This window comes from Alloalcanivorax venustensis ISO4, from assembly GCF_015356855.1.
In the GTDB taxonomy this organism is placed as follows: Bacteria; Pseudomonadota; Gammaproteobacteria; order Pseudomonadales; family Alcanivoracaceae; genus Alloalcanivorax; species Alloalcanivorax venustensis.
The window spans coordinates 146,314-165,604 of record NZ_ARXR01000001.1; the positions used below are offsets into that span (position 1 = coordinate 146,314).

General features: G+C 59.9%; 18 protein-coding genes. 11 read left to right on the top strand and 7 right to left on the bottom strand.

Annotated elements, in window-relative coordinates; genetic code table 11:
* Positions 1-10: 10 nt before the first annotated feature.
* A complete protein-coding gene (locus ISO4_RS00650; protein WP_194854797.1) occupies positions 11-943 on the top strand; it encodes a bile acid:sodium symporter family protein in 933 nt (310 codons plus the stop codon).
* 109 nt (positions 944-1,052) lie between these two features.
* Here the strand turns inward: ISO4_RS00650 and cadR are convergent, their stop codons facing one another.
* Complete coding sequence (gene cadR / locus ISO4_RS00655; RefSeq protein WP_067609328.1) at positions 1,053-1,451, bottom strand: Cd(II)/Pb(II)-responsive transcriptional regulator; 399 nt, start codon at positions 1,449-1,451, stop codon at positions 1,053-1,055.
* A gap of 95 nt (positions 1,452-1,546) precedes the next feature.
* Here cadR and ISO4_RS00660 point away from each other — a divergent pair, with 95 nt between their 5' ends.
* Positions 1,547-2,443 (top strand): cation transporter, encoded by an 897-nt coding sequence (locus tag ISO4_RS00660; protein ID WP_194854798.1) that lies wholly within the window; start codon positions 1,547-1,549, stop codon positions 2,441-2,443.
* A 340-nt stretch (positions 2,444-2,783) separates the two neighbouring features.
* Here the strand turns inward: ISO4_RS00660 and ISO4_RS00665 are convergent, their stop codons facing one another.
* The 5 genes from ISO4_RS00665 to ISO4_RS00685 all read right to left on the bottom strand — a co-directional run bounded on the left by ISO4_RS00665 (position 2,784) and on the right by ISO4_RS00685 (position 10,251).
* Positions 2,784-4,082 (bottom strand): cation diffusion facilitator family transporter, encoded by a 1,299-nt coding sequence (locus ISO4_RS00665; RefSeq protein WP_194854799.1) that lies wholly within the window; start codon positions 4,080-4,082, stop codon positions 2,784-2,786.
* Positions 4,083-4,187: 105 nt separating this feature from the next.
* Positions 4,188-4,514, bottom strand: coding sequence for a P-II family nitrogen regulator (locus ISO4_RS00670; RefSeq protein WP_194854800.1), 327 nt, complete (start codon positions 4,512-4,514; stop codon positions 4,188-4,190).
* A 49-nt stretch (positions 4,515-4,563) separates the two neighbouring features.
* On the bottom strand, positions 4,564-7,671 hold the full coding sequence (locus ISO4_RS00675; RefSeq protein ID WP_142947545.1) for an efflux RND transporter permease subunit: 3,108 nt from the start codon (positions 7,669-7,671) through the stop codon (positions 4,564-4,566).
* Positions 7,672-7,684: 13 nt separating this feature from the next.
* Positions 7,685-8,905, bottom strand: a complete 1,221-nt coding sequence (locus ISO4_RS00680; RefSeq protein WP_194854801.1) for an efflux RND transporter periplasmic adaptor subunit — start codon at positions 8,903-8,905, stop codon at positions 7,685-7,687.
* Positions 8,902-10,251, bottom strand: a complete 1,350-nt coding sequence (locus tag ISO4_RS00685) for a TolC family protein (RefSeq protein ID WP_194854802.1) — start codon at positions 10,249-10,251, stop codon at positions 8,902-8,904. The genes ISO4_RS00680 and ISO4_RS00685 overlap by 4 nt, the downstream gene beginning before the upstream one ends.
* 500 nt (positions 10,252-10,751) lie before the next feature.
* On the opposite strand from ISO4_RS00685, the gene ISO4_RS00690 reads away from it, so the two are divergent.
* The 9 genes from ISO4_RS00690 to ISO4_RS00730 all read left to right on the top strand — a co-directional run bounded on the left by ISO4_RS00690 (position 10,752) and on the right by ISO4_RS00730 (position 18,575).
* Positions 10,752-11,183 carry a PaaI family thioesterase gene (locus ISO4_RS00690; protein WP_194854803.1) on the top strand — a complete coding sequence of 144 codons (432 nt, stop codon included), beginning with the start codon at positions 10,752-10,754 and terminating at the stop codon, positions 11,181-11,183.
* A 167-nt stretch (positions 11,184-11,350) separates the two neighbouring features.
* Complete coding sequence (locus tag ISO4_RS00695; protein WP_138773370.1) at positions 11,351-11,803, top strand: response regulator; 453 nt, start codon at positions 11,351-11,353, stop codon at positions 11,801-11,803.
* Between the two features lie 5 nt (positions 11,804-11,808).
* A complete protein-coding gene (locus ISO4_RS00700) occupies positions 11,809-13,266 on the top strand; it encodes a sensor histidine kinase (protein ID WP_194854804.1) in 1,458 nt (485 codons plus the stop codon).
* Entirely contained in the window at positions 13,256-13,957 is a 702-nt protein-coding gene (locus tag ISO4_RS00705; RefSeq protein WP_194854805.1) for a DUF6901 family protein, read from the top strand. The genes ISO4_RS00700 and ISO4_RS00705 overlap by 11 nt, the downstream gene beginning before the upstream one ends.
* A gap of 72 nt (positions 13,958-14,029) precedes the next feature.
* Complete coding sequence (locus tag ISO4_RS00710; RefSeq protein WP_067605000.1) at positions 14,030-14,812, top strand: SDR family NAD(P)-dependent oxidoreductase; 783 nt, start codon at positions 14,030-14,032, stop codon at positions 14,810-14,812.
* A gap of 62 nt (positions 14,813-14,874) precedes the next feature.
* Complete coding sequence (locus ISO4_RS00715; protein ID WP_194854806.1) at positions 14,875-15,246, top strand: hypothetical protein; 372 nt, start codon at positions 14,875-14,877, stop codon at positions 15,244-15,246.
* 50 nt (positions 15,247-15,296) lie between these two features.
* On the top strand, positions 15,297-17,201 hold the full coding sequence (locus ISO4_RS00720; protein WP_194854807.1) for a copper resistance system multicopper oxidase: 1,905 nt from the start codon (positions 15,297-15,299) through the stop codon (positions 17,199-17,201).
* Positions 17,198-17,914, top strand: a complete 717-nt coding sequence (locus tag ISO4_RS00725; RefSeq protein WP_142947550.1) for a copper resistance protein B — start codon at positions 17,198-17,200, stop codon at positions 17,912-17,914. The genes ISO4_RS00720 and ISO4_RS00725 overlap by 4 nt, the downstream gene beginning before the upstream one ends.
* Before the next feature lie 94 nt (positions 17,915-18,008).
* Entirely contained in the window at positions 18,009-18,575 is a 567-nt protein-coding gene (locus ISO4_RS00730) for a c-type cytochrome (RefSeq protein WP_142947551.1), read from the top strand.
* Between the two features lie 6 nt (positions 18,576-18,581).
* Here ISO4_RS00730 and can read toward each other — a convergent pair whose 3' ends face one another.
* Positions 18,582-19,220 (bottom strand): carbonate dehydratase, encoded by a 639-nt coding sequence (gene can, locus ISO4_RS00735; RefSeq protein WP_142947552.1) that lies wholly within the window; start codon positions 19,218-19,220, stop codon positions 18,582-18,584.
* Positions 19,221-19,291: the final 71 nt, after the last annotated feature.

Genomic DNA, 19,291 nt, shown 5'->3' on the forward strand with positions numbered 1-19,291 from the left:
AAGCAATTAGATGAACCAATTAATTTCTTTTGTCGAATCCAAACTTGTATGGTTTGTCATTTTTGTAGCCGGGTTAGGGCTAGCAATCCCAGAAACCGGTCAGTTCCTGGAACCTGGCATCGGGCCATTACTGGCGTTTCTGATGTTCATTATCAGCCTCACCTTCGACGCGCACGATGTACGAACGGTGCTACGTAAGCCGTCAAGGCAATTCCTGGCGCTAGGCTTGGTCTATGGACCCATGTCGATTGCCGGGTGGTTAACCGGACGCCTTTTTTTTGGAAGTGGCCCACTGGCTGCGGGGCAAACCTTACTTGGCACTCTGCCAACCGATGTCTCCTCCCCCCTTCTGGTACTGATGGCGCGGGGCAATGTTGCTCTGGCTGCGGTATTCAACGCCATCAACACAGCACTGTCTCCGTTCATCGTTCCCTTTCTTTTCCTATGGCTCACGGGAATACAACTGGAAGCGCCACTTGGATCCATCATCCTGGAACTGGTATTGATCGTTTTCGTCCCTACTGTGTTGGGTGTGAGCTTGCGTACAGGATTTCGAGGCTTGTTCGCACGGCACGACTCCCATTACGCGGGGCTGGGTTCAATTATCTACCTATTGATACTGCTCGCCGTGGTAGGGCCAAATGCGGCAATCATTATTAACTACGGCTGGTACGCTTTTGTCATTGCGGGGGCGGCCTTGTGCCTGAATCTGATTGGCTATTTAGTAGGAGTGGCCTCACGGCTACTAACCAATGATCGCAGGGATGTGATTACATACCTCTTCACCGTAAGCAAAAAGGAATTCAGTATTGCCGCTGCTTTCGTGGCCGCATCGGGCTTGCCATCAGAAATAGCGATCCCGTCCGCTTTTTTTGCCGTGGTTCAAATGATCACCTCGCCTATCGCCGCCAAGATCATCGCACGAAACCAGGCACCTCCATAAAGAACTAAAGGACTTCGACGTCGATCCACGTTTTCTATGAGACTAAAAGTTCTTGGCCCTCAGTAAGCAACCAACCATCGAATATCCGATGATGACGCTTGGAGCTTTCTTAAAAGTCAGCTTCGCTAATTCCAGCAAGAACCCCGCAAGTCTCAACCTCGCGGTCATCGTTGCAACGCTTTCTTAGCGAAATGAGCTGTTCCTCGAGCTCCAACAGAGCCGTTATCCGCGACCGCACATGGGAGATATGCTCGTCAACCAAGACGTTAACGACGGCACAAGACTGATGCGGATCGCCCTGGCATTTCTGCAGTTCGGAAATCTCAGACAGTGAAAGGTCCAGAACCCTACAGTGGCGGACGAAGGCCAACTGCTCAGTGTGTTTTTCGGTATAAATACGATAACCATTCTCCTGCCGGTCCGGCGGCGGCAACAGACCTTGCCGCTCATAGAAGCGAATCGTCTGAGTGTCGACCCCTACCATGCGCGCCAACTGACTAATGAGCATCAGGCTTCTCCTCACCGTTTTCTTTACCCTATTGACCTTATAGCCACCATATGGTTTTGAATGGCTATATCATGTTTTGCGACTGGACCTGTTTCATGAGCCAATCCTTTGACAGGCCCTCTGGCCGTAGTGCAACAACCCCATCGGGCACCGATAGTGCTGACGGCTCCGGAGCATTAGGGGCATGGACCAGCACTTATAGGGTACCCAAGATGGACTGTCCGTCAGAAGAACGAATGATCCGCTTGGCTCTGAGCGGTTTTGAAGAGGTCCGCACGCTGGCCTTTGACCTGTCGAACCGCCGATTGGAGGTCGTACATCATGGCGAGGCTGACCCTATCACTGAAAAGCTAGCCACCTTAGGGCTAGGAGCCTCGCTCCAAGGGACCATCGCTACCGATCCCGAAACCGTCGAGGCCGCCGGATCTTCGACCCTCTCTGCGGAGCAGGAATCCGGCAGTCTGCGTTGGCTGCTGGGTATCAATGCTCTCTTGTTCGTGGTGGAGATGACTGCCGGCTTGATCGCCCAGTCCACCGGACTGCTCGGAGAATCGCTGGACAACTTTGCCGATGCGGCAGTGTACGCAATCGCCCTTTATGCGGTTGGGCATGGTGTGAAAATGCAGGTGCGCGCCGCCAACCTTGCTGGTGTACTCCAGCTGATTCTAGCTATAGGCGTACTCGTGGAAGTGATGAGACGCTTTGCATTCGGGAGTGAACCTGAATCGCTGGTGATGATGGCTATCGCGTTCGTCGCACTGATTGCCAATATCAGCTGCCTTCTGCTCATATCCAAACATCGAGAGGGCGGGGCGCATATGAAAGCAAGCTGGATATTCTCTGCCAATGACGTGGTGGTCAACATGGGAGTCATTACCGCCGGCGCCTTGGTCGCGTGGACCGGATCTAATTATCCGGACCTAATTATCGGCACAATCACGGGTGTGATTGTGCTGAACGGTGCCAGGCGCATTCTGGCGCTTAAGAGTTAAAGCCATTCAACGATGCATGACGAGCCTGCCTTGATGGCTTCGAGCGCCGCCCCAATCTCATTCACCCCTTGTCTTCACGACCGATTCGCACACCCGCTATGTGAGTGCAACCTCGCAGCCGAAGCACAGACCACAGCATGCCGCCAAGCCCAATAACAGGGGCCAAATAGACGGCACGGCCAGTGTACAGATTCATAGCCAGACTGACGAAAAACATCAACGAGAAAATGATTAGAAACGCATAAAGCGCTTTTTTTTGCATCAGAGCTCAACGTTATGGGCGTTATCAAACCGGGCTAGTATGTTTTCGAATCGGATGCCCGCACACTATCATGCCACGTCATCTCCGGCTCGCCCATTGGACCGCACTATCTCGATCACACGTGTCGAACCAGCGCATTTCAGCAGAGGTCAGAGCGCTGACGAGCGACGTTCCCAGCTCAATCCACTTTCGGTCGCCGACTACCGCGATTCGATCAAAGTCGCTTCTGTGAGCGATGTCCATCTTCAAATCCTCATGTATGGCGGATAAGCCCTTATAACCTTCGAAGTCAGTCAGATCAATAACCAGGCCGGGCTCATGGGCCTTTGCAAGCCGCTTGTGAAGTGTAATATGTATGCCCTTCAAGTCATCTAGAGACAGCTTGCCGCGGCATTCGAGACCAATGACATCACTGTTATCCTTTAGAATCTCGATAACATGTGCTTCATCGCCCTCTCCGGGCCGACCGTGGCCGTATAGATTAGCGTTCTCATGTTGACTGTGCTCATGCTCGAATTCCAGACTGGAATGGCCAATATCAAACCGCTCCTTCAACTGCCGTTTAATCCGACTCTTGATGCCTTCAATTCGTGACCAAGCATCCGCCGTCAACACCACATGGCAGTCGATCGCCGCTTCGTGCTCCTCCATCTGCCACAGATGCACATGATGGACGTCCACGACGCCCGCTACGTTCGCCATCGTATCTATAACGGCCTCGTTATCGATATCGGGCGGACTGCCCAGCATCAGTGTGCGAATGGGACCATCTATCTCGGTGAAAGCCAAATAGAGGATGTAAAGCGCAATCCCGATGGTGATCGCCGGGTCCATCCACCACATGTCATAAAGAATAATAAGCGCCCCACTGACAACCACGGCAATAGAGGCGAAGGCGTCCGACAGGTTGTGCAGGAATAAAGCGCGGATATTAACGCTGCCTTTCTGCATTGAATAAGTCAGAAATGCGGTAAGGGCGTCAACCATCAATGCAATTCCACCGAGGACAACTACCGTCCAGCCCTGCACTTCGGGCGGATTGATGATTCGCATCCCACCCTCGTAGATCAGATAAAAGCCGATTAAAATCAATGTAGTATAGTTAATAAGGGCGGCCACCACCTCGACGCGCCCGTAGCCGAACGTCATCCGTTCGTCGGCCGGTCGTCCCGAGATCTTGCGCGCCGCGAAGGCGACCACTAAGGCGGCCATGTCGGAAAAATTATGCAGGGCATCCGCGATCAGCGCGAGGCTTCCCGAGAGTATACCACCGACGACCTGAGCCACGGTCAGAATACCATTGGCCCAAATGGCTATGGATACACGGCGATCGCCGGAAGCAGGGTCAATACGTGTATGCTCTTGGTCATGTGACATGGTTGCTCTCCTTGTGAGTATCTCAGCCGCCAGAGCTTGCGGACGACGCAGTGTTAACAGAGATTTCCGCCGGAACTCTGAGCGGGGCCATCTTGGATAATCGGATCACTTAAGTGCTTCCTCGTCACGCTCACCGGTATCGATTCGCAAAGCGGCCTCCACATTTGTGATGAGAATCCGACCGTCGCCGGGATGCCCTTCCCCGGTCTTTGCCGCCTGTTCGATTAGCGCCACGACTTCCCCGACGCGAGCATCGGCGATGTCGACTTCCAGCTTTGTCATTCGTAATCGACCGTAGGCGTCGTCAATGACGCCGTGACCATAGGTCTCCAGCGGAACGGCCGCCACCGAAGGCGGCTCCGGCAGCTGCGCTAAGGCGTCAATCACCTTGTTGACCATGTTGTTTCGTACGTAAGCTTTTATCTCTTTCATTACGGTCTCCTTATCGGCCGCCATCGACGATGCCGGCCGTTCTCAGATTTTAGAATTCAACATCGTCCCGGCGGGCGCCGGCAAACCAGGGATAGACCACCGGAATGACCAGCAGGGTCAGCAAGGTGGAGGTTATCAAGCCCCCCACGACCACGGCGGCGAGTGGACGCTGAACGTTGGCGCCAATGCCATCGGCGATCAGCAGCGGAAGCAGGCCCAGCATAGAGGTAAGCGCGGTCATCAGCACCGGTCTCAAGCGCCGCATGGCGCCGGTTCGGGCGGCTTCGAAAACGTCCATGCCTTCGTCACGCAATTGGTTTATGTAGCTCACAAGGACCACGCCGTTGAGTACCGCGACGCCGAACACGGCGATAAAGCCGACGGCGGCGGATACGGAGAGATACATGCCCGATAGCCACAATGCGAAAATCCCACCCATGGTGGCGATCGGCACATTCAGATAAATCAGCGCGGCATAACGCAAGCTGTTAAAGGCGGTGTACAGAAGCAGAAAGATCAGCGCCAGAGTCACAGGCACGACCAGATAGAGACGCTTCATGGCCCGTTGCTGATTCTCGAACTGACCGCCGTATTCGACGAAATAGCCGGTCGGCATATCCACCTGTTCGGCGACCTTACGACGTATCTCCGTGACCACCCCGCCCATGTCCCGGCCGCGCACGTTCAGTTGCACGAACAGGCGCCGGCTGGCCTTGGAGCGGGAGATCATTTTCGGGCCGATGAAGCGCTCCACATCGGCGACGCGGGTCAGCGGTATCACCGCGCCGGCCGGCGTTCGGATCAAAAGGTCTTCAATCGCCGACACCGTGTCGCGTTGCTCCTCGCGCAGCCGCACGAACAGATCAAAGCGCTTAATACCTTCGAACACTTGACCGGCCGCGTCGCCGCCGATACCGGTTTCCACAGTGGCGAACAGCTGGTCGACGCTCAAACCGTAGCGGGCCATCGCCTCCCTGTCCGGTCGGATTCGGATCTGCGGCTTGCCCCCTTGCTGCTGCATGCGCACATCGACAGCGCCAGGCGTGGCTTGCGCGATACGTTTGACCTGCTCACCGATACGGGCGAGTTCTCCGAAGTTTTCACCGAATATACTGATCGCGATCTGTGCCTTGATACCGGATAACAGTTCGTCGGTACGTAACTGAATCGGCTGAGAGAAATTATTGGCCAGCCCCGGCAGCCGGTCCGCCACCGCATCGGACATGGCCGACTGCAACCCTTCATAGTCGTAGTCGCCGGACCACTGACCAAGGGGTTTGAGTGTGATGGTGGTGGCGATGACATTTACGGGTTCGGGGTCACCGCCCACCTCAGCGCGCCCGACTCTGGAGTAGGTGCCGGTTACCGGTTCGAATTCCTCGAACACCGTTTGTATGCGTTTGGCATAACCGATAGCACTGTCCAGGCTGGCAGCCGGTGGCAGGGTAGAGCGCACCATGAGCGTCCCTTCACGAAGGGTCGGCACGAATTCACTGCCCAGGAGCGGAAACACCGATACACCCAGCACCAGAACCAGTACCGCCGCGCCGGCGACCACCTTGGGCCAGGCCATAACCTTGTCCAGCACGGGCTGATAACGATCCTTTAACCAGCCCACCAGTCGCGGCTCACCGTAGTTGCCATCCTTCTTGAAGGCATAGGTCATCAGCGCGGGCACCAGCACCAATGCTACAATCATGGCGCCGAGCAATGCGAAGGCGATGGTGTAGGCCATCGGCGAGAACATTTTCCCTTCCACGCCTTGCAGCGTGAAAAGCGGCAGGAAGACGATGATGATAATACTGCTGGCAAACACAATGGGGCGCGCCACCTCACGCGCCGCCTCACTGGCCAGCCTGGCCATGGAAACATTCTCCTCGGCGCGATTTTCCATATGCCGGAAGATGTTTTCCAGGATCACCACCGAACCGTCCACCATCATGCCCAGGCCGATAGCCAACCCCCCCAGACTCATGAGGTTGGCGGATAGCCCCACATAGCGCATCGCGATGAACGCGAACAGCGCGGAGAGAGGCAGGCTGGCGACCACGATCAGCGTGGAGCGCAGATTCCCCAACAGGAGATATAAAATCAATATCACCAGCACCGCGCCCTGCAGTAACGCCGACTCCACGGTTCCCACCGCCTTATCGATCAACTCCTTTTGCGAGTAGAACGCTTTTACCCTGACACCGTCGGGCAGTGCGCCGTTGATTTGTTCAAGCTTTTGATTGGCGTCCTTTAGGACTTGACTGGTATTGGAACCAAGCAGCTTAAGAACATAGCCGCCCACCGATTCGGCACCACTGGCAATTTGCGCACCGCGGCGAATGGCCGGCCCATACTCCACACTCGCCACGTCACCGACTGTTACCGGAGTGCTCTCGTGGGCACGGATGACGATGTCACGGATAGCATCCAAGCCGGCGTTACCCGGGGGCACCCATCCATAACCGCGGATCACGTTCTCTTCCCCGGCGCGATTAATAAAGGAGGCGCCCACATTCTTATTGTTAGCGGTAATAGCTCCGCGTACATCCGCGACGGTAAGGTCCCGCGCCAGTAGAGCGCGCGTATCAAGCCGGACCTGGTACTGCTTTTCATAGCCACCGAGAGACAACACGCCGGTCACCCCCGGCACCGTGCGCATCATGGGCTTGACCACCCAATCCTGCAGCTCACGCAGCTCCGTCAACGAAATGTCACTGTCCGGCTCGGTTTCCAGGGTGTACATCATCACCCGACCGAGGCCGCTGGTGATGGGCCCCAACTGGGGCTCGCCAAGGTCGCCGGGAATCTCGGCGCGCGCCTTGGCCAGTCGTTCCATCACGAGGCGGCGTGCGAAGTAGACATCTGTGTCTTCGGAGAAATACACATTGACCCTGGAGAGCCCGAAGATCGAGGTGCTCTGCACCCGCTTCAGACCCGGCAGGCCGTACATGGATATTTCCACCGGATAACTGATCAGGGTTTCCACATCCTCCGGCGACAAGCCGGGCGAGGCGGTGAAAATCTGCACCATGCTTGGCGTCACATCCGGGAACGAATCCACCGGCAACTGCCGCCAGGAGAGCACCCCCCAACCGGCGACACCGAGCATGAATACCAGTACCAGCAAGCGGTTACGCAGCGCGGCATCAATCAATCTTTCGATCATATTGAACTCCCGATCAGTGGCCGTGCGCGGCGCTACGACCGCTGGCGGTGAGCGCGGACTTAAGGTCAAAAGCGCCGGACGTCACTACGGAAGCGCCAATCTGCAAACCGCTTTTGATCTCGATTAAACCGTTGGCTTCCTCGCCGGTTTGCACTTCCTGGGCACGATACTCATCGTCTTTGTCACCGGGCACAAAAACGTGCGTCTGCCCGTTGATGGTCTGCACCGCATCGACAGGCACCAAAGGCACCGGATCGGCCACCTGGCGGGTTATGGTCAGATCACCGTACTGGCCGGCTTTAATGTTGTGAGAAGAGTTATCGATCAACGCACGGACCTTCAAAGTGCGGGTCTCGCGATCAAGCCGGCTGGCCACCCAGTCGATTTTTCCATCGACCGCTGCGTCCACGGTGTCGAAACGCGCCGGCTGGCCCACGGCGACCAAATCCGCGTTTTTCTCGTACACTTGACCGAACACCCAAAGAGAGCTCGCGTCGACCACCATAATCGGGGTCTGCTCCGTCGAAAGTATCTGCCCCGGCGCCAGATCGCGCTCTTCCACGACACCGGCCAGGGGGCTGGTCAATACATACCGGCTCAGGTCATCGTTCTGATCCAGCGCGGCTATTTGCTCTGCGGTGAGCCCCATGGCCCGCAACGCCGCCTTTGCGGCGTTTCTTTCCGCGCGGGCACCGCGATAAAGGGCGCGGGTGTCCAGCAGGTCCGCCTGGCTGACGATATTCTGTTTCGCAAGGCGGCTTTGCCTGCGCAAATCGGCGGCCGCGGCCTCGAACTCCGCCTGTTTTCTCAAGTAGCGCGCCTTGACCTGGCCCAGTCGCGGGCTGGACAGGACAGCCAGTGGATCACCGGGTTCCACCCGGTCTCCGAGGTCGGCAACCACTTTCTCCACTCTGCCCGAGAGCAAGGGGCCCACATGGGCGATACGGTCCGCATTGAAATGCGCGCTGGCCGGCACCTGGATGGTTTGATCGGCTCGACCACCGGGCACCTTGTCGGTCTTGAGGTTCAACAAGGCGCTTTGCTCCGAAGTTAAAGAGACTTTCGAGCCCGCTTCTTCATTATGGTCGCCGTGTTCGGTGCCCGATTCCGACCTTTCGTGGCCCGCCTCTTTTTTGGCGTGGCCGGTCTCATCGTCATGTCCGGGAGAAGCATCACCGCATCCCGCCAACGCCAGAGTTAACACCATTGTCGTGATCGTCGTGGCTACTTTCATGATTCGGAATCTCCCGCGTTCTTCAGTTGTTCGGTTCCGGCTTCACGCAGCGCCACCACACCGCCAGTGGACCTCTCCAGGGCCGCGGCGGCGCCAATCGCTTCACGCAGCGCATCCAGATATTCCCTTCGCGTGTTGATAAGATCGTCCTGGGCCATGGCCAGGGTCGGCGCGCCAACACTACCGGCGCGAAACGCTTTTTCTGTGAGCCGGACGTTTTCCTCGGCGCTGGCCAGGACATCCTTGCCGAATACCTCAAGCCGTTGTCGAGCGGCGTTGTAGTCGGTTACCGCGCCAATCACTTCGGTGCGAACCTGCAAGCGCAACGCATCTTCTTCGATGCGCGCCTGCTCCAGCTCCGCGCGCGCCACCTGGTTTTCACCGGAGCGGGTATCCCACACCGGAATGGGCATGGACACGCCCAGACCCGCAACGTCCGCACCTTCTTCTTCCTTCATGAAACCGAACACTTTGAGATTTGGAATCAGCTGGCGTTTTGATAGGGACAGTGTCTTGCGCGCGGCGACAACCTCCCTGGCCGCGGCGACCAGGTCCTGGCGGCGCTTGAGCGCCTCTCCCAACAGCGGGCCCATACTCGGCAGGTTAAAGCGGTCCAGGCTCAGTTCACTGGTCAAACGCAAACGGGCGCTTTCCGGATCCATCACCAGCAGTTCCATCAGCGCCAATCGAGCCCGTTTATGATCCCGGCGGGCATCAACCAGTGCCGCACGGGCGCGGGCGGCACCAATACGGGCGGTATTGAGTATTAGCTGGGTGGCGGCCCCGGCCTGAAAACGCTGTGACGCAAACTGGTAAAGTTTTCCAGTCAGGGTCTCGGCTCGCTCAGCGGTTTCAACGCTTTCCCGGGCCAGCAAGGCTTCCAGATAGGCAAGGCGCACTCGCGCGCGCACACTGGTTTCGAGAAAAGCAAGCCGTTGCTCGGCGGCGGTCAACCGTGCGGACGCCGCCGCTTTACCAAGCCCCCGTTGCCCGCCAATCCAAATTTCCTGGGACAATCGGATGCCCTTATCGGTACTGGATTGTCCGTCCTGGTCCCTCTCCGCGACCTGCAGAGATAATTCCGGATTGGCGGGCAACCACCGACTGGCGTGTGTCAGACGGCCCTCGAAACGTCCGACGCCAGCGCGCGCCGACTGCAGCGCACTGTTACGCCGGAGCGCCTTTTCCAGCGCCTGCTGCAGTGAAAGAGAGACGGATTCGTTAACCGGCTTTTCGGCCAGATAATCGCCCACCCGCCCCATGCTGAACTGATCGGCGGGCACAGGACCCGCCAGGCCGAGGGCGACACACGCCGCCGGCACGACCAACTTCCACGGTCGGTTCATAAAGACCTCTGTATGCGTGATTCAGGGAATCAAATCGGCGCTGAAGCGCCGTCAAACTTGTCCAGTGAATCAGACAGAGGGAGGTCGGAAGGGGGAGCGAAAGAATCCGCTGATAGGAGGACTGCTGGGAGCAATCGACAATGCCGGGCTACTAATCACCGTAAATGCCACCGGGACCGCACTCAGTCCGCTCAAGTGGGAAGCCTGATGGCAGCAGTGATGCCGATCACCGTCTCCGTCGTCCGATTGAGGCGTGGAGGTGACGATGTGAAGCTGGGAGGGCTCGTTGGTGGCCTCAGCGTGGGAATGTCCGTCCTTGTCCAGGGTATGCGCCACCACATCGCCACTCCAGACCAGGCTGTTGGTCAGGACCGCAAGGAGTGTGAGGGCATTCAGAAGACGGATCATGAACTAAATGCTACCGGCCTCTACCTCGTTCGGCAACCGGACATTTTGTCCTATACTCAACGCCCCTGACACACCCGGCCAAGGAGAATGATATGCCCAGCCGTTTCGAAGAAGTCCGTGACGACGTGCTGTCCCACCCGCTTCACCGCGCCTGTGGCCTGCGCCTGCATAAGGCCGCCGACGGCGAAAGCGAAGTGGAAATCGAACTCAACGACTTCACCCTCAACCCGGAGGGCTCGCTTCACGGTGGCATGCTCTACACGTTCTTCGACGTGGCCTGCTTCTTCGCCTGCCTGACCCTGCTGGAGGCGGACAAGCATCCGGTGTCGATTGAGACCCACACCAGTGTGCTGCGCGCCGCCTTCAAAGGCGACCGGGTGGTTATCCGCGCCCGCGTGGACCGGCTCGGCCGGACCCTGGCGGCAATGCGCGCGGACGCCTTGGCGGTGAAACCCGACGGCAGCGAGAAGCTGATCGCCACCGGTTCGGTGACCAAATCCATCATCACCCCGGGCGGCGCCTGAGAATTACGGGGCGACAAGGGGTCCCGGCAAGGCGATGAAATGGATTGTTCAAGCGGAATCCGTAGTAGTATCTTCGTAGAATAAATGAGCGCGCCGTGAACGGTGATGACTTTTTAACCAGCGGCGCCGATAATTTGAACAGGTTCAAGGGGCAAGGGGAGATCACCATGTACCGCATCATGGTTGTCGACGACGAAGATTATATTCTCAAGGCGCTGAACCGGGTTCTGGCGACGCGGCCGGACTGGGAAGTGGAAACCTACACGGACGCCGCCACCGCGTTACGGCGCGCCCGCACCACGGTATTCGACGCGGTGATCACCGATTACCGGATGCCGGACATGGACGGCATCGAAATGCTGCAGGAGCTGCGGACCATGCAGCCGGATACCATCCGTATCCTGCTGACCGGAGTGATCGATATCGACACCCTGATGTCCGCCATCAATCAGGCCGGCGCCTTCCGCTTCGTGCCCAAACCCTGGGACGACGATCAGTTGCTGGAAAGTGTCGAAGAGGGGCTGAAGTTCCGCGATATCCTGGTGGAAAATAAAATTCTCGCGCAGACCGTTCGCGACCAGCGCGAAGCCCTCAGAAGCATGGGTTACGACGGGGAGTAACCCGCATGGATCTATTTACATCGTTACAGGGGCCGTTTGCCGGGCTGGGGAGCCAGGGGCTGTTTCTGATGTCCTCCACGGTGATCCTGCTGATCATCATTTTCTTCATGTACAAAACCTACCGGGCCTCCATGAACGTGGAAGCCAAGTTGTCGGAATTCGCCTCGCTGAGCCAGAGCTCCTTCGGCCGCAAACTCCGGTTGATCGAAGTGAACGCGGACGAGTACAAACTCAACAAACGGGTGCTCGGTCCGCTGGCGCGGATCATTGATGAATACTGTGTAATGACCACCAACGAAAAAGGCATCATTACCTTCGCCAACGACCGCTTTCTGTCCCTCAGCGGTTTTTCCTTCCGGCAGCTGATCGGCCAGCACGAAAGCATGCATCACCCCAAGGACCGCCCCGAACTGAGCGCGCATTTCATGCGCTGCGAACAGGCGCGGCGCGGCGTCTGGAGCGGCGAAGTGTGCGGCCGTGGCGAGGACGGTGAGCTGTACTGGGTGAATATGTTTATTTTCCCACTGTCGTACATCACCGATGAGGACGACGGCTATATTTATTTCGGCACCGACATCACCCAGATCAAGGCGCAGAACAGTGAACTGATCCAGGCGGTGCGCGACAAGGACGATAAGATCAACCAGGTGGAGTCGATGCTGCTGCATTCGGAAAAAATGGCCTCCCTGGGCACGATTTCCGCGGGCATCGCCCACGAAATCAATAACCCGATTGCCTTCGTCTCCGCCAACCTGCGCCGCAGCGAGCAGTACCTGACCACACTGTCGAAAGTGATCGCCGGGCTGCGCCGCCGTATCAGCCCGGAACGCTTTGAACAATTTCTGCAGGCGGAACAGTCATTGCGCCTGAATATGGATTCGCTGGAAATGATTCTTAACGATCATCCCCACCTGATGCGCGAAACCAGCGAAGGCATCGACCGGATCAAGAAAATCATCCGCGACCTGAAGCACTTTTCCCATAACGAGCAGGAACGCTATCAGCCGGTGGATCTGTCCCGCTGCGTGGCCACGTCCATGAACCTGGCACGCCACGAACTGGAGCGCGTGCGGGTAACCACCCACCTGCCGCCGGATCTGCCGCCGGTGAACGGTTCGGAGAGCCAGCTCTCTCAAGTGCTGATGAACATTCTGGTCAACGCCGCCCAGGCGGTGGAGCAGGGTGGCGAGATCCGCATCGAAGCGCACAGCGACGAGCAGTCGTATTGCCTGTCGGTGACCGACAACGGTCCGGGCATGGAGGCGGCCCACCTGGATCAGATCTTCGAGCCGTTCTTCACCACCAAGCCGATTGGCCAGGGCACCGGCCTGGGGCTGTCCATCTCCCAGGACATTATTCAGCGCCACGGCGGCACCCTCACCGCCACCAGCGCGCCCGGCGAAGGTACCCGCATCGACATCCGCCTGCCGCTGGCGGAAAAGAAGCGTGCCCATGCAGCCTGATATCCACTACCAGCTGACCGGCACCGACGGGCGCGTGACCCACATCGAGCTGCACCAGGAACCGGAGAACCACGGCCTCGCCGTGGACCCGGATTTCGTGCCCCCGGACTGGGCCCTGCTGGAACACTGCCAGTGTTCCCACTGCCCGCTGAGCCGCGACGAACACCGCTATTGTCCGATCGCCCGCAACCTGGCGTGGCTGCTCCCCGATCACCAACTGGGCCGCTCCTTCGATCCCATCCATTTAAGGGTCACCACCCGGGAACGGGAATACCGGCTGGACACCACCGCGCAACGGGCGCTCAGTTCACTGTTCGGGCTGGTGTGCGCGCTCAGCGACTGCCCGCACACCCGCTTCCTGCGGCCCATGGCCCTGTTCCACCTGCCGGTGAGCACGGAAACGGAAACCCTGACCCGCGCCGCCGGTTTCTTCCTGCTGCGCCGCTACCTGGCGAAACGGGACAACCCCGACCTGCCGCTGAACCTGGAAGACATGGACCGCGCGTACCGCAATCTGGGCGAACTGAATCGCTGTTTCGTCGGCCGCTTCCGTCACCCGGACGGCTCCGACGCGCCGATCAACGCGATGATCCTGCTGCACGTGCTGACCAAGGAAGTGAACGGCGAACTGCACGAGCAGCTCGACGACCTGGCCGGGCTGTTCCGCCAGGCCGCCGGCCCCGCCCCCTAGCAACCCGATGCGCTTTCAGCGGCCGGCGTGTTAACGTCGATTTTCTTTTTCGTTTGTCTCGGGACTATCAACATGAAACTAAAAAACGCCGTGGCTCTGATCACCGGTTCGTCTTCCGGCATCGGCGCCGCCACCGCCCGTTTGTTCGCGGAACAGGGCTGCCACGTAGTGATCAATTACAGCCGTAACGAAGAGGGCGCCCGCGCCGTGGCCAAGGATTGCGAGGCGTTCGGCGTCCGCACCCTGGTTCAGCAGGCGGACGTGTCCGACGACACCCAGTGCCAGACCCTGGTGGAAGCGACCCTGGCGGAGTTCGGCCGCCTGGACGTGCTGGTCAACAACGCCGGCACCACCAAATTCTGCGCCCACCAGGATCTGGACGGCCTGAGCAAGGACGACTTCCTGCACCTCTACGCGGTGAACACCGTGGGGCCCTACCAGATGACCCGCGCCGCCGAGAAAGCGCTGCGCCAGGCGGGCACCGCCCAGGTGATCAACATGGCCTCCATCGCCGGCCTCGCCGGGGTGGGCAGCTCGATCGCCTACGCCGCCTCCAAGGGCGCCCTGCTGACAATGACCAAGTCCCTGGCCCGGGTGCTGGGTCCGGAGATTCGTGTCAACGCCATCTGCCCGGGCTTCGTGCAGGGCGAATGGCTGGAGAAAGGGCTGGGCAAGGAGGCTTACGCCAACCTGCTGGCCAAGACCAAGGCCGGCGCCGCCCTGAATGACGCCGCCTCGCCGGAAACCGTTGCCCAGGCGGTGCTGGGACTGGTGATCGGCGGCGACCTGGTCACCGGCGAAGCGCTGCTGGTGGACGGCGGCAGCCACCTCAATGCCAGCGGCGTGCGCCGCTAACCGTCGTCGGCCACAGGTTGCGGCTTGACCCCGGGGCTGCCCCGGGGTTTTATAGTTCTACTATGAATTCATCACTGCGGTCCCGCCCTGGTTTTCTGATTCTGCTGCTCTGGCTGGCGGGCGGGCTGCTGTGGTCGCCGGTACAGGCGGCTCACGTGATGGCGGGGTCGGCACACGGCACCACCAGTGAAATGCCGTGCGCGGGCGCGCAAGCCGACAGCGCCAGCGTTCAGATCCATTGCCAGGGCAACGTCCATGATAGCGCGCCCTGCTCTTGCACCCAGGCCTGCCAGGCCAACGGCATGCCGGCCAGCCTGGCGCCGGCGCGACCGCCCCTGGTCACCCCCAGGCGTCACATCGCCCGCGCCGGCGAGCGGCTCGCCGGCTTCCACGCCTCCCCCTGGCGGCCACCGTCCGCACTACTCCCGATTTAAAAGGTTCCATGCGCCCGTGGGCGCACCTCTTTCTATTCAGGAGTCGTGACATGACCACTTCACCTCTTATGGGGCGTCGTCGCTTCGTCCAGGGTCTGGCCCTGGGCACCGGCGCTCTCGGCATCGGCGGACTCGGCATGAGCCCCGCCAAACTGCTCGCCAGCCAGGGGCAGACCGGCGCCGCCACGCTTAGCGGCAACACCTTTAACCTGGCCATCGGCGGCGCCGATGTGAATATCACCGGCACCACGCGCCCGGCCACGCTGATCAACGGCAGCCTGCCGGCACCCACCCTGCGCTGGCGCGAAGGCGACACCGTGACTCTGAACGTCACCAACTACCTGCCGGAAACCAGCTCCATCCACTGGCACGGGCTGCTGCTTCCCTTTCAGATGGACGGCGTGCCGGGGTTATCGTTCGACGGCATCGCGCCCGGCGAGACCTTCACTTATCGCTTCCCGGTGAAGCAAAACGGTACCTACTGGTATCACAGCCATTCCCGTTTCCAGGAGCAAAGCGGGGTCTACGGCGCCATCGTCATCGATCCCGCCGAGGCGGATCCGCAACCGGTGGACCGGGACTACGTGATGGTGCTGTCCGACTGGAGCGACGAAAAACCCGAGCAAATCTACGCCACCCTTAAAAAGCTCAGTCACTACTACAACTTCAACGAGCGCACGATCTTCGACACGCTGCGCGACTTCCGTGAAAAAGGCGTGATGCAAACGCTCAAGGACCGGCACATGTGGAACACCATGCGCATGAGCCAGAGCGACCTCGCCGACGTCACCGGCTATACCTATACCTACCTGCTTAACGGTCGCAGCCCGAACGCCAACTGGACCGGTCTGTTCAAACCCGGCGAACGAGTGAAGCTGCGCTTCGTCAACGCCAGCGCCATGACGTTCTTCGATATTCGCATCCCCGGCCTGGATATGACCGTGGTGGCTATGGACGGGCAGCCGGTGAAACCGGTGCGCTTCCATGAATGCCGGCTGGGCGTGGCGGAAACCATCGATGTGATCGTCACCCCCGAGAAAAAGCAAGCGTTCACCGTGTTCGCGCAAAGCATCGACCGCTCCGGCTTCGCGCGCGGCACCCTCACCCCCGACCCGGCCATGAGCGCGGCCGTGCCGGAGATGGACCCGCCGCCGCTGTTGGGGCACACCGAAATGGGTATGGGCGGCATGGCCGGCATGAACCATGGCGACATGGAAGGCATGAACCACGGTGCGATGGATCACGGCAAGATGGACCATGGCGCCATGAAGGGCATGCAGCACGACGACATGGGTCACGGTGGTATGAAACATGCCGGGATGCAGCATAAAGGCATGCAGCACGACGGCGACCACAAGGTGCCGTTCGCGTTCGTGGCGGATAACCCGGATCTGGCGCCGCGCACCAGCGCCGTCCAGCATCTGGATTCCGAATACGGGCCGGGCGTGGACATGCGCGCCATGGCGCCGGCGGCGATGCTCGACGATCCCGGCATCGGCCTGCGCGAACGCGACTGGAAGGTCCTCACCTACGCGGACATGGAGACCGCCGGCGGCCCGCCGGACAGCCTGACGCCGGACCGCGAGATCGTCTTGCACCTGACCGGCAACATGAGCCGTTATATGTGGAGCTTCAACGGCATCAAGTTCGCCGACTCCGTACCCCTGGAGCTTTACCACGGCGAGCGGGCGCGCATCACCCTGGTCAACGACACCATGATGACCCACCCGATTCACCTGCACGGCCTGTGGAGCGACCTGGAACTGGGCGGCGGGCGACTGCTGCGCAAGCACACCATCACCGTGAAACCCGGCGAGAAACTCAGCTACCTGGTGCGCGCCGATGCCACCGGACGCTGGGCCTACCACTGTCATCTGCTTTACCACATGGAGGCCGGCATGTTCCGCGAGGTGCGCGTGGTCGACAACGCAACGACGAAGGAGGCACGGTCATGAAACAGACACATCTGATAACCGCCGCTGCTTTGCTAGCACTGTCACCCTTGGTTCAGGCGGTGGACAAGCACGAGCCGGCGTTCAGCCGTGTGATCGTCGATGAGTTCGAAGCCCGCGACGCCGATGAAGGCACCGTGGCCGCCTGGGAAGCCGCCGCCTGGTACGGCGGCGACCTGAACAAGCTCTATCTCAGCACCGAAGGCGAACGCCTGATGGACAACGGCGGCGAAACCGAAGGCTTCGAGACCCGGGTTGCCTGGAACCGAGCCTTCGCACCGTTCTGGGACTGGCAGCTCGGCGCCCGCCGGGACTGGCAGCCGGACGATCCGAACCGGGACTGGGCCAGTTTCGGGGTTCAAGGGCTGGCGCCCTATCTGTTCGAAAGCGAGGCCACCCTGTTCGTCGGTGAGGAAGGACTCACCAACCTGAGGTTGGAGGCGGAATACGAAATTCTGTTTACCCAGAAGCTGATCCTGGTGCCGGCGGTGGAAGCCAACTTTTACGGCAAGGAAGATGAAGAACTCGGCATCGGCGAAGGTCTCACGGACATCGAAGCCGGTCTGCGACTGCGCTACGAGATCCGCCGCGAGTTCGCGCCCTATATCGGCGTGAACTGGGAACGGCAGTTCGGTGATACCGCCGCCAAAACCCGTGGCGCTGGAGACGACGTTTCCGAGACCACGCTGGTGGCCGGTGTTCGCTTCTGGTTCTAGCCCTCGGGCGCCGTCGAGCCCCGATTAACGGATGCTCGGCGGCGCACCCTTTCACCACAAGACATTACCGCAAATGCACATCCGAGGAGCGTTTATGAAAACATTAAAAGCGTGGTCGGTGCTGGTGGCCCTGTTGCTGTTGGGCGCGGGCGTGTTTGTTGTCAGCGGCGCCTACAATTTCGCGGCCGATGAGCCGCACTGGTCGGCCACCGAGGCGTTGATCGGCTATGCCCGCCATCGCTCGGTGGATGCCCGGGCGGAGGACATAACGGTCCCCGGGGACCTCTCCGACCCCGCTCGCGTGGCTGCGGGCGCGGAACAATACCAAGCCATGTGCGTCGGCTGCCACCTGGCGCCGGGCCAAGGCAGCGGCGCCATGCGCGACGGGCTCTATCCACAACCACCGGACCTGACCGATCACGGCATCCATGACCCGCGCCGCGCATTCTGGACGATCAAACACGGCATTAAAATGAGCGGCATGCCGGCCTGGGGCCCCAGCCACGACGACGAGACACTCTGGGACATCGTGGCGCTATTGCATGTCCTGCCGGACATGTCCGAATCGCAATGGGCTAACCTGACCGGCGGTGACGGCGAGCACGCGACAACGCCGTCAGGGCACGGGCACAACCACGGAGGCAGCGGGCACGCGCATTAACGCCGGTCAACCGTTGTAGCTGTCCGCTTCCAGGGTGCGCAGCTCCGGGTTGTTGTTCACACCCAGGTCCAGGTCGCTGAGCTTGCCGTTGGCGATGGAGTAGATCCAGCCGTGGATACTCAGCGGCTGCTCGCGGCGCCAAGCTTCCTGGACCACGGTGGTGTTGGCCACGTTGATCACCTGGCGGGCCACGTTCAGCTCGCACATGCGATCCAGGCGGGCACCGTCGTCCGGCAGTTCGGCCAGGGCCTTGCGGTTGCGCAGGTAAAGCTCGCGCACCTGGCGCAGCCAGTTGTCGATCAGCCCGTGGGGTTGATCCTCGGTGGCGGCACGCACGCCGCCGCAGCCGTAATGGCCGACCACCATGATGTGCTCCACCTTGAGCACATCCACGGCGAACTGCAGCACGGACAGCAGGTTGAGGTCGGTGTGATTGACCAGGTTGGCCACGTTGCGGTGCACGAACAGTTCGCCGGGCATCAGGCCGACGATCTGGTTGGCGGGCACCCGGGAATCGGCACAGCCGATCCATAGAAAACGGGGGCTTTGCTGGCCCTCCAGCTGTTTGAAGAAGCCAGGTTGGTTCTGTTCGGTCCGGTGACGCCACTCGTCATTGTTGGCAAAAAGTTCTGGAAGGGTCTTCACGGTTGCGCTCCCTGTATCGGAATCCGCCCATTCAAGGCGCCGTCTATGATGCCGCAACGGCGCCGCCGTGC

Bases quoted from the DNA above. Each gene is read 5' to 3' on its own strand.
- ISO4_RS00650 (WP_194854797.1), top strand. From the start codon at position 11: ATGAACCAATTAATTTCTTTTGTCGAATCCAAACTTGTATGGTTTGTC.
- ISO4_RS00730 (WP_142947551.1), top strand. From the start codon at position 18,009: ATGAAAACATTAAAAGCGTGGTCGGTGCTGGTGGCCCTGTTGCTGTTG.
- ISO4_RS00705 (WP_194854805.1), top strand. From the start codon at position 13,256: ATGCAGCCTGATATCCACTACCAGCTGACCGGCACCGACGGGCGCGTG.
- ISO4_RS00695 (WP_138773370.1), top strand. From the start codon at position 11,351: ATGTACCGCATCATGGTTGTCGACGACGAAGATTATATTCTCAAGGCG.
- ISO4_RS00685 (WP_194854802.1), bottom strand. From the start codon at position 10,251: ATGAACCGACCGTGGAAGTTGGTCGTGCCGGCGGCGTGTGTCGCCCTC.
- ISO4_RS00665 (WP_194854799.1), bottom strand. From the start codon at position 4,082: ATGTCACATGACCAAGAGCATACACGTATTGACCCTGCTTCCGGCGAT.
- cadR (WP_067609328.1), bottom strand. From the start codon at position 1,451: ATGCTCATTAGTCAGTTGGCGCGCATGGTAGGGGTCGACACTCAGACG.
- ISO4_RS00715 (WP_194854806.1), top strand. From the start codon at position 14,875: ATGAATTCATCACTGCGGTCCCGCCCTGGTTTTCTGATTCTGCTGCTC.
- ISO4_RS00670 (WP_194854800.1), bottom strand. From the start codon at position 4,514: ATGAAAGAGATAAAAGCTTACGTACGAAACAACATGGTCAACAAGGTG.
- ISO4_RS00710 (WP_067605000.1), top strand. From the start codon at position 14,030: ATGAAACTAAAAAACGCCGTGGCTCTGATCACCGGTTCGTCTTCCGGC.
- ISO4_RS00725 (WP_142947550.1), top strand. From the start codon at position 17,198: ATGAAACAGACACATCTGATAACCGCCGCTGCTTTGCTAGCACTGTCA.
- ISO4_RS00690 (WP_194854803.1), top strand. From the start codon at position 10,752: ATGCCCAGCCGTTTCGAAGAAGTCCGTGACGACGTGCTGTCCCACCCG.
- ISO4_RS00700 (WP_194854804.1), top strand. From the start codon at position 11,809: ATGGATCTATTTACATCGTTACAGGGGCCGTTTGCCGGGCTGGGGAGC.
- ISO4_RS00720 (WP_194854807.1), top strand. From the start codon at position 15,297: ATGACCACTTCACCTCTTATGGGGCGTCGTCGCTTCGTCCAGGGTCTG.
- ISO4_RS00660 (WP_194854798.1), top strand. From the start codon at position 1,547: ATGAGCCAATCCTTTGACAGGCCCTCTGGCCGTAGTGCAACAACCCCA.
- ISO4_RS00680 (WP_194854801.1), bottom strand. From the start codon at position 8,905: ATGAAAGTAGCCACGACGATCACGACAATGGTGTTAACTCTGGCGTTG.
- ISO4_RS00675 (WP_142947545.1), bottom strand. From the start codon at position 7,671: ATGATCGAAAGATTGATTGATGCCGCGCTGCGTAACCGCTTGCTGGTA.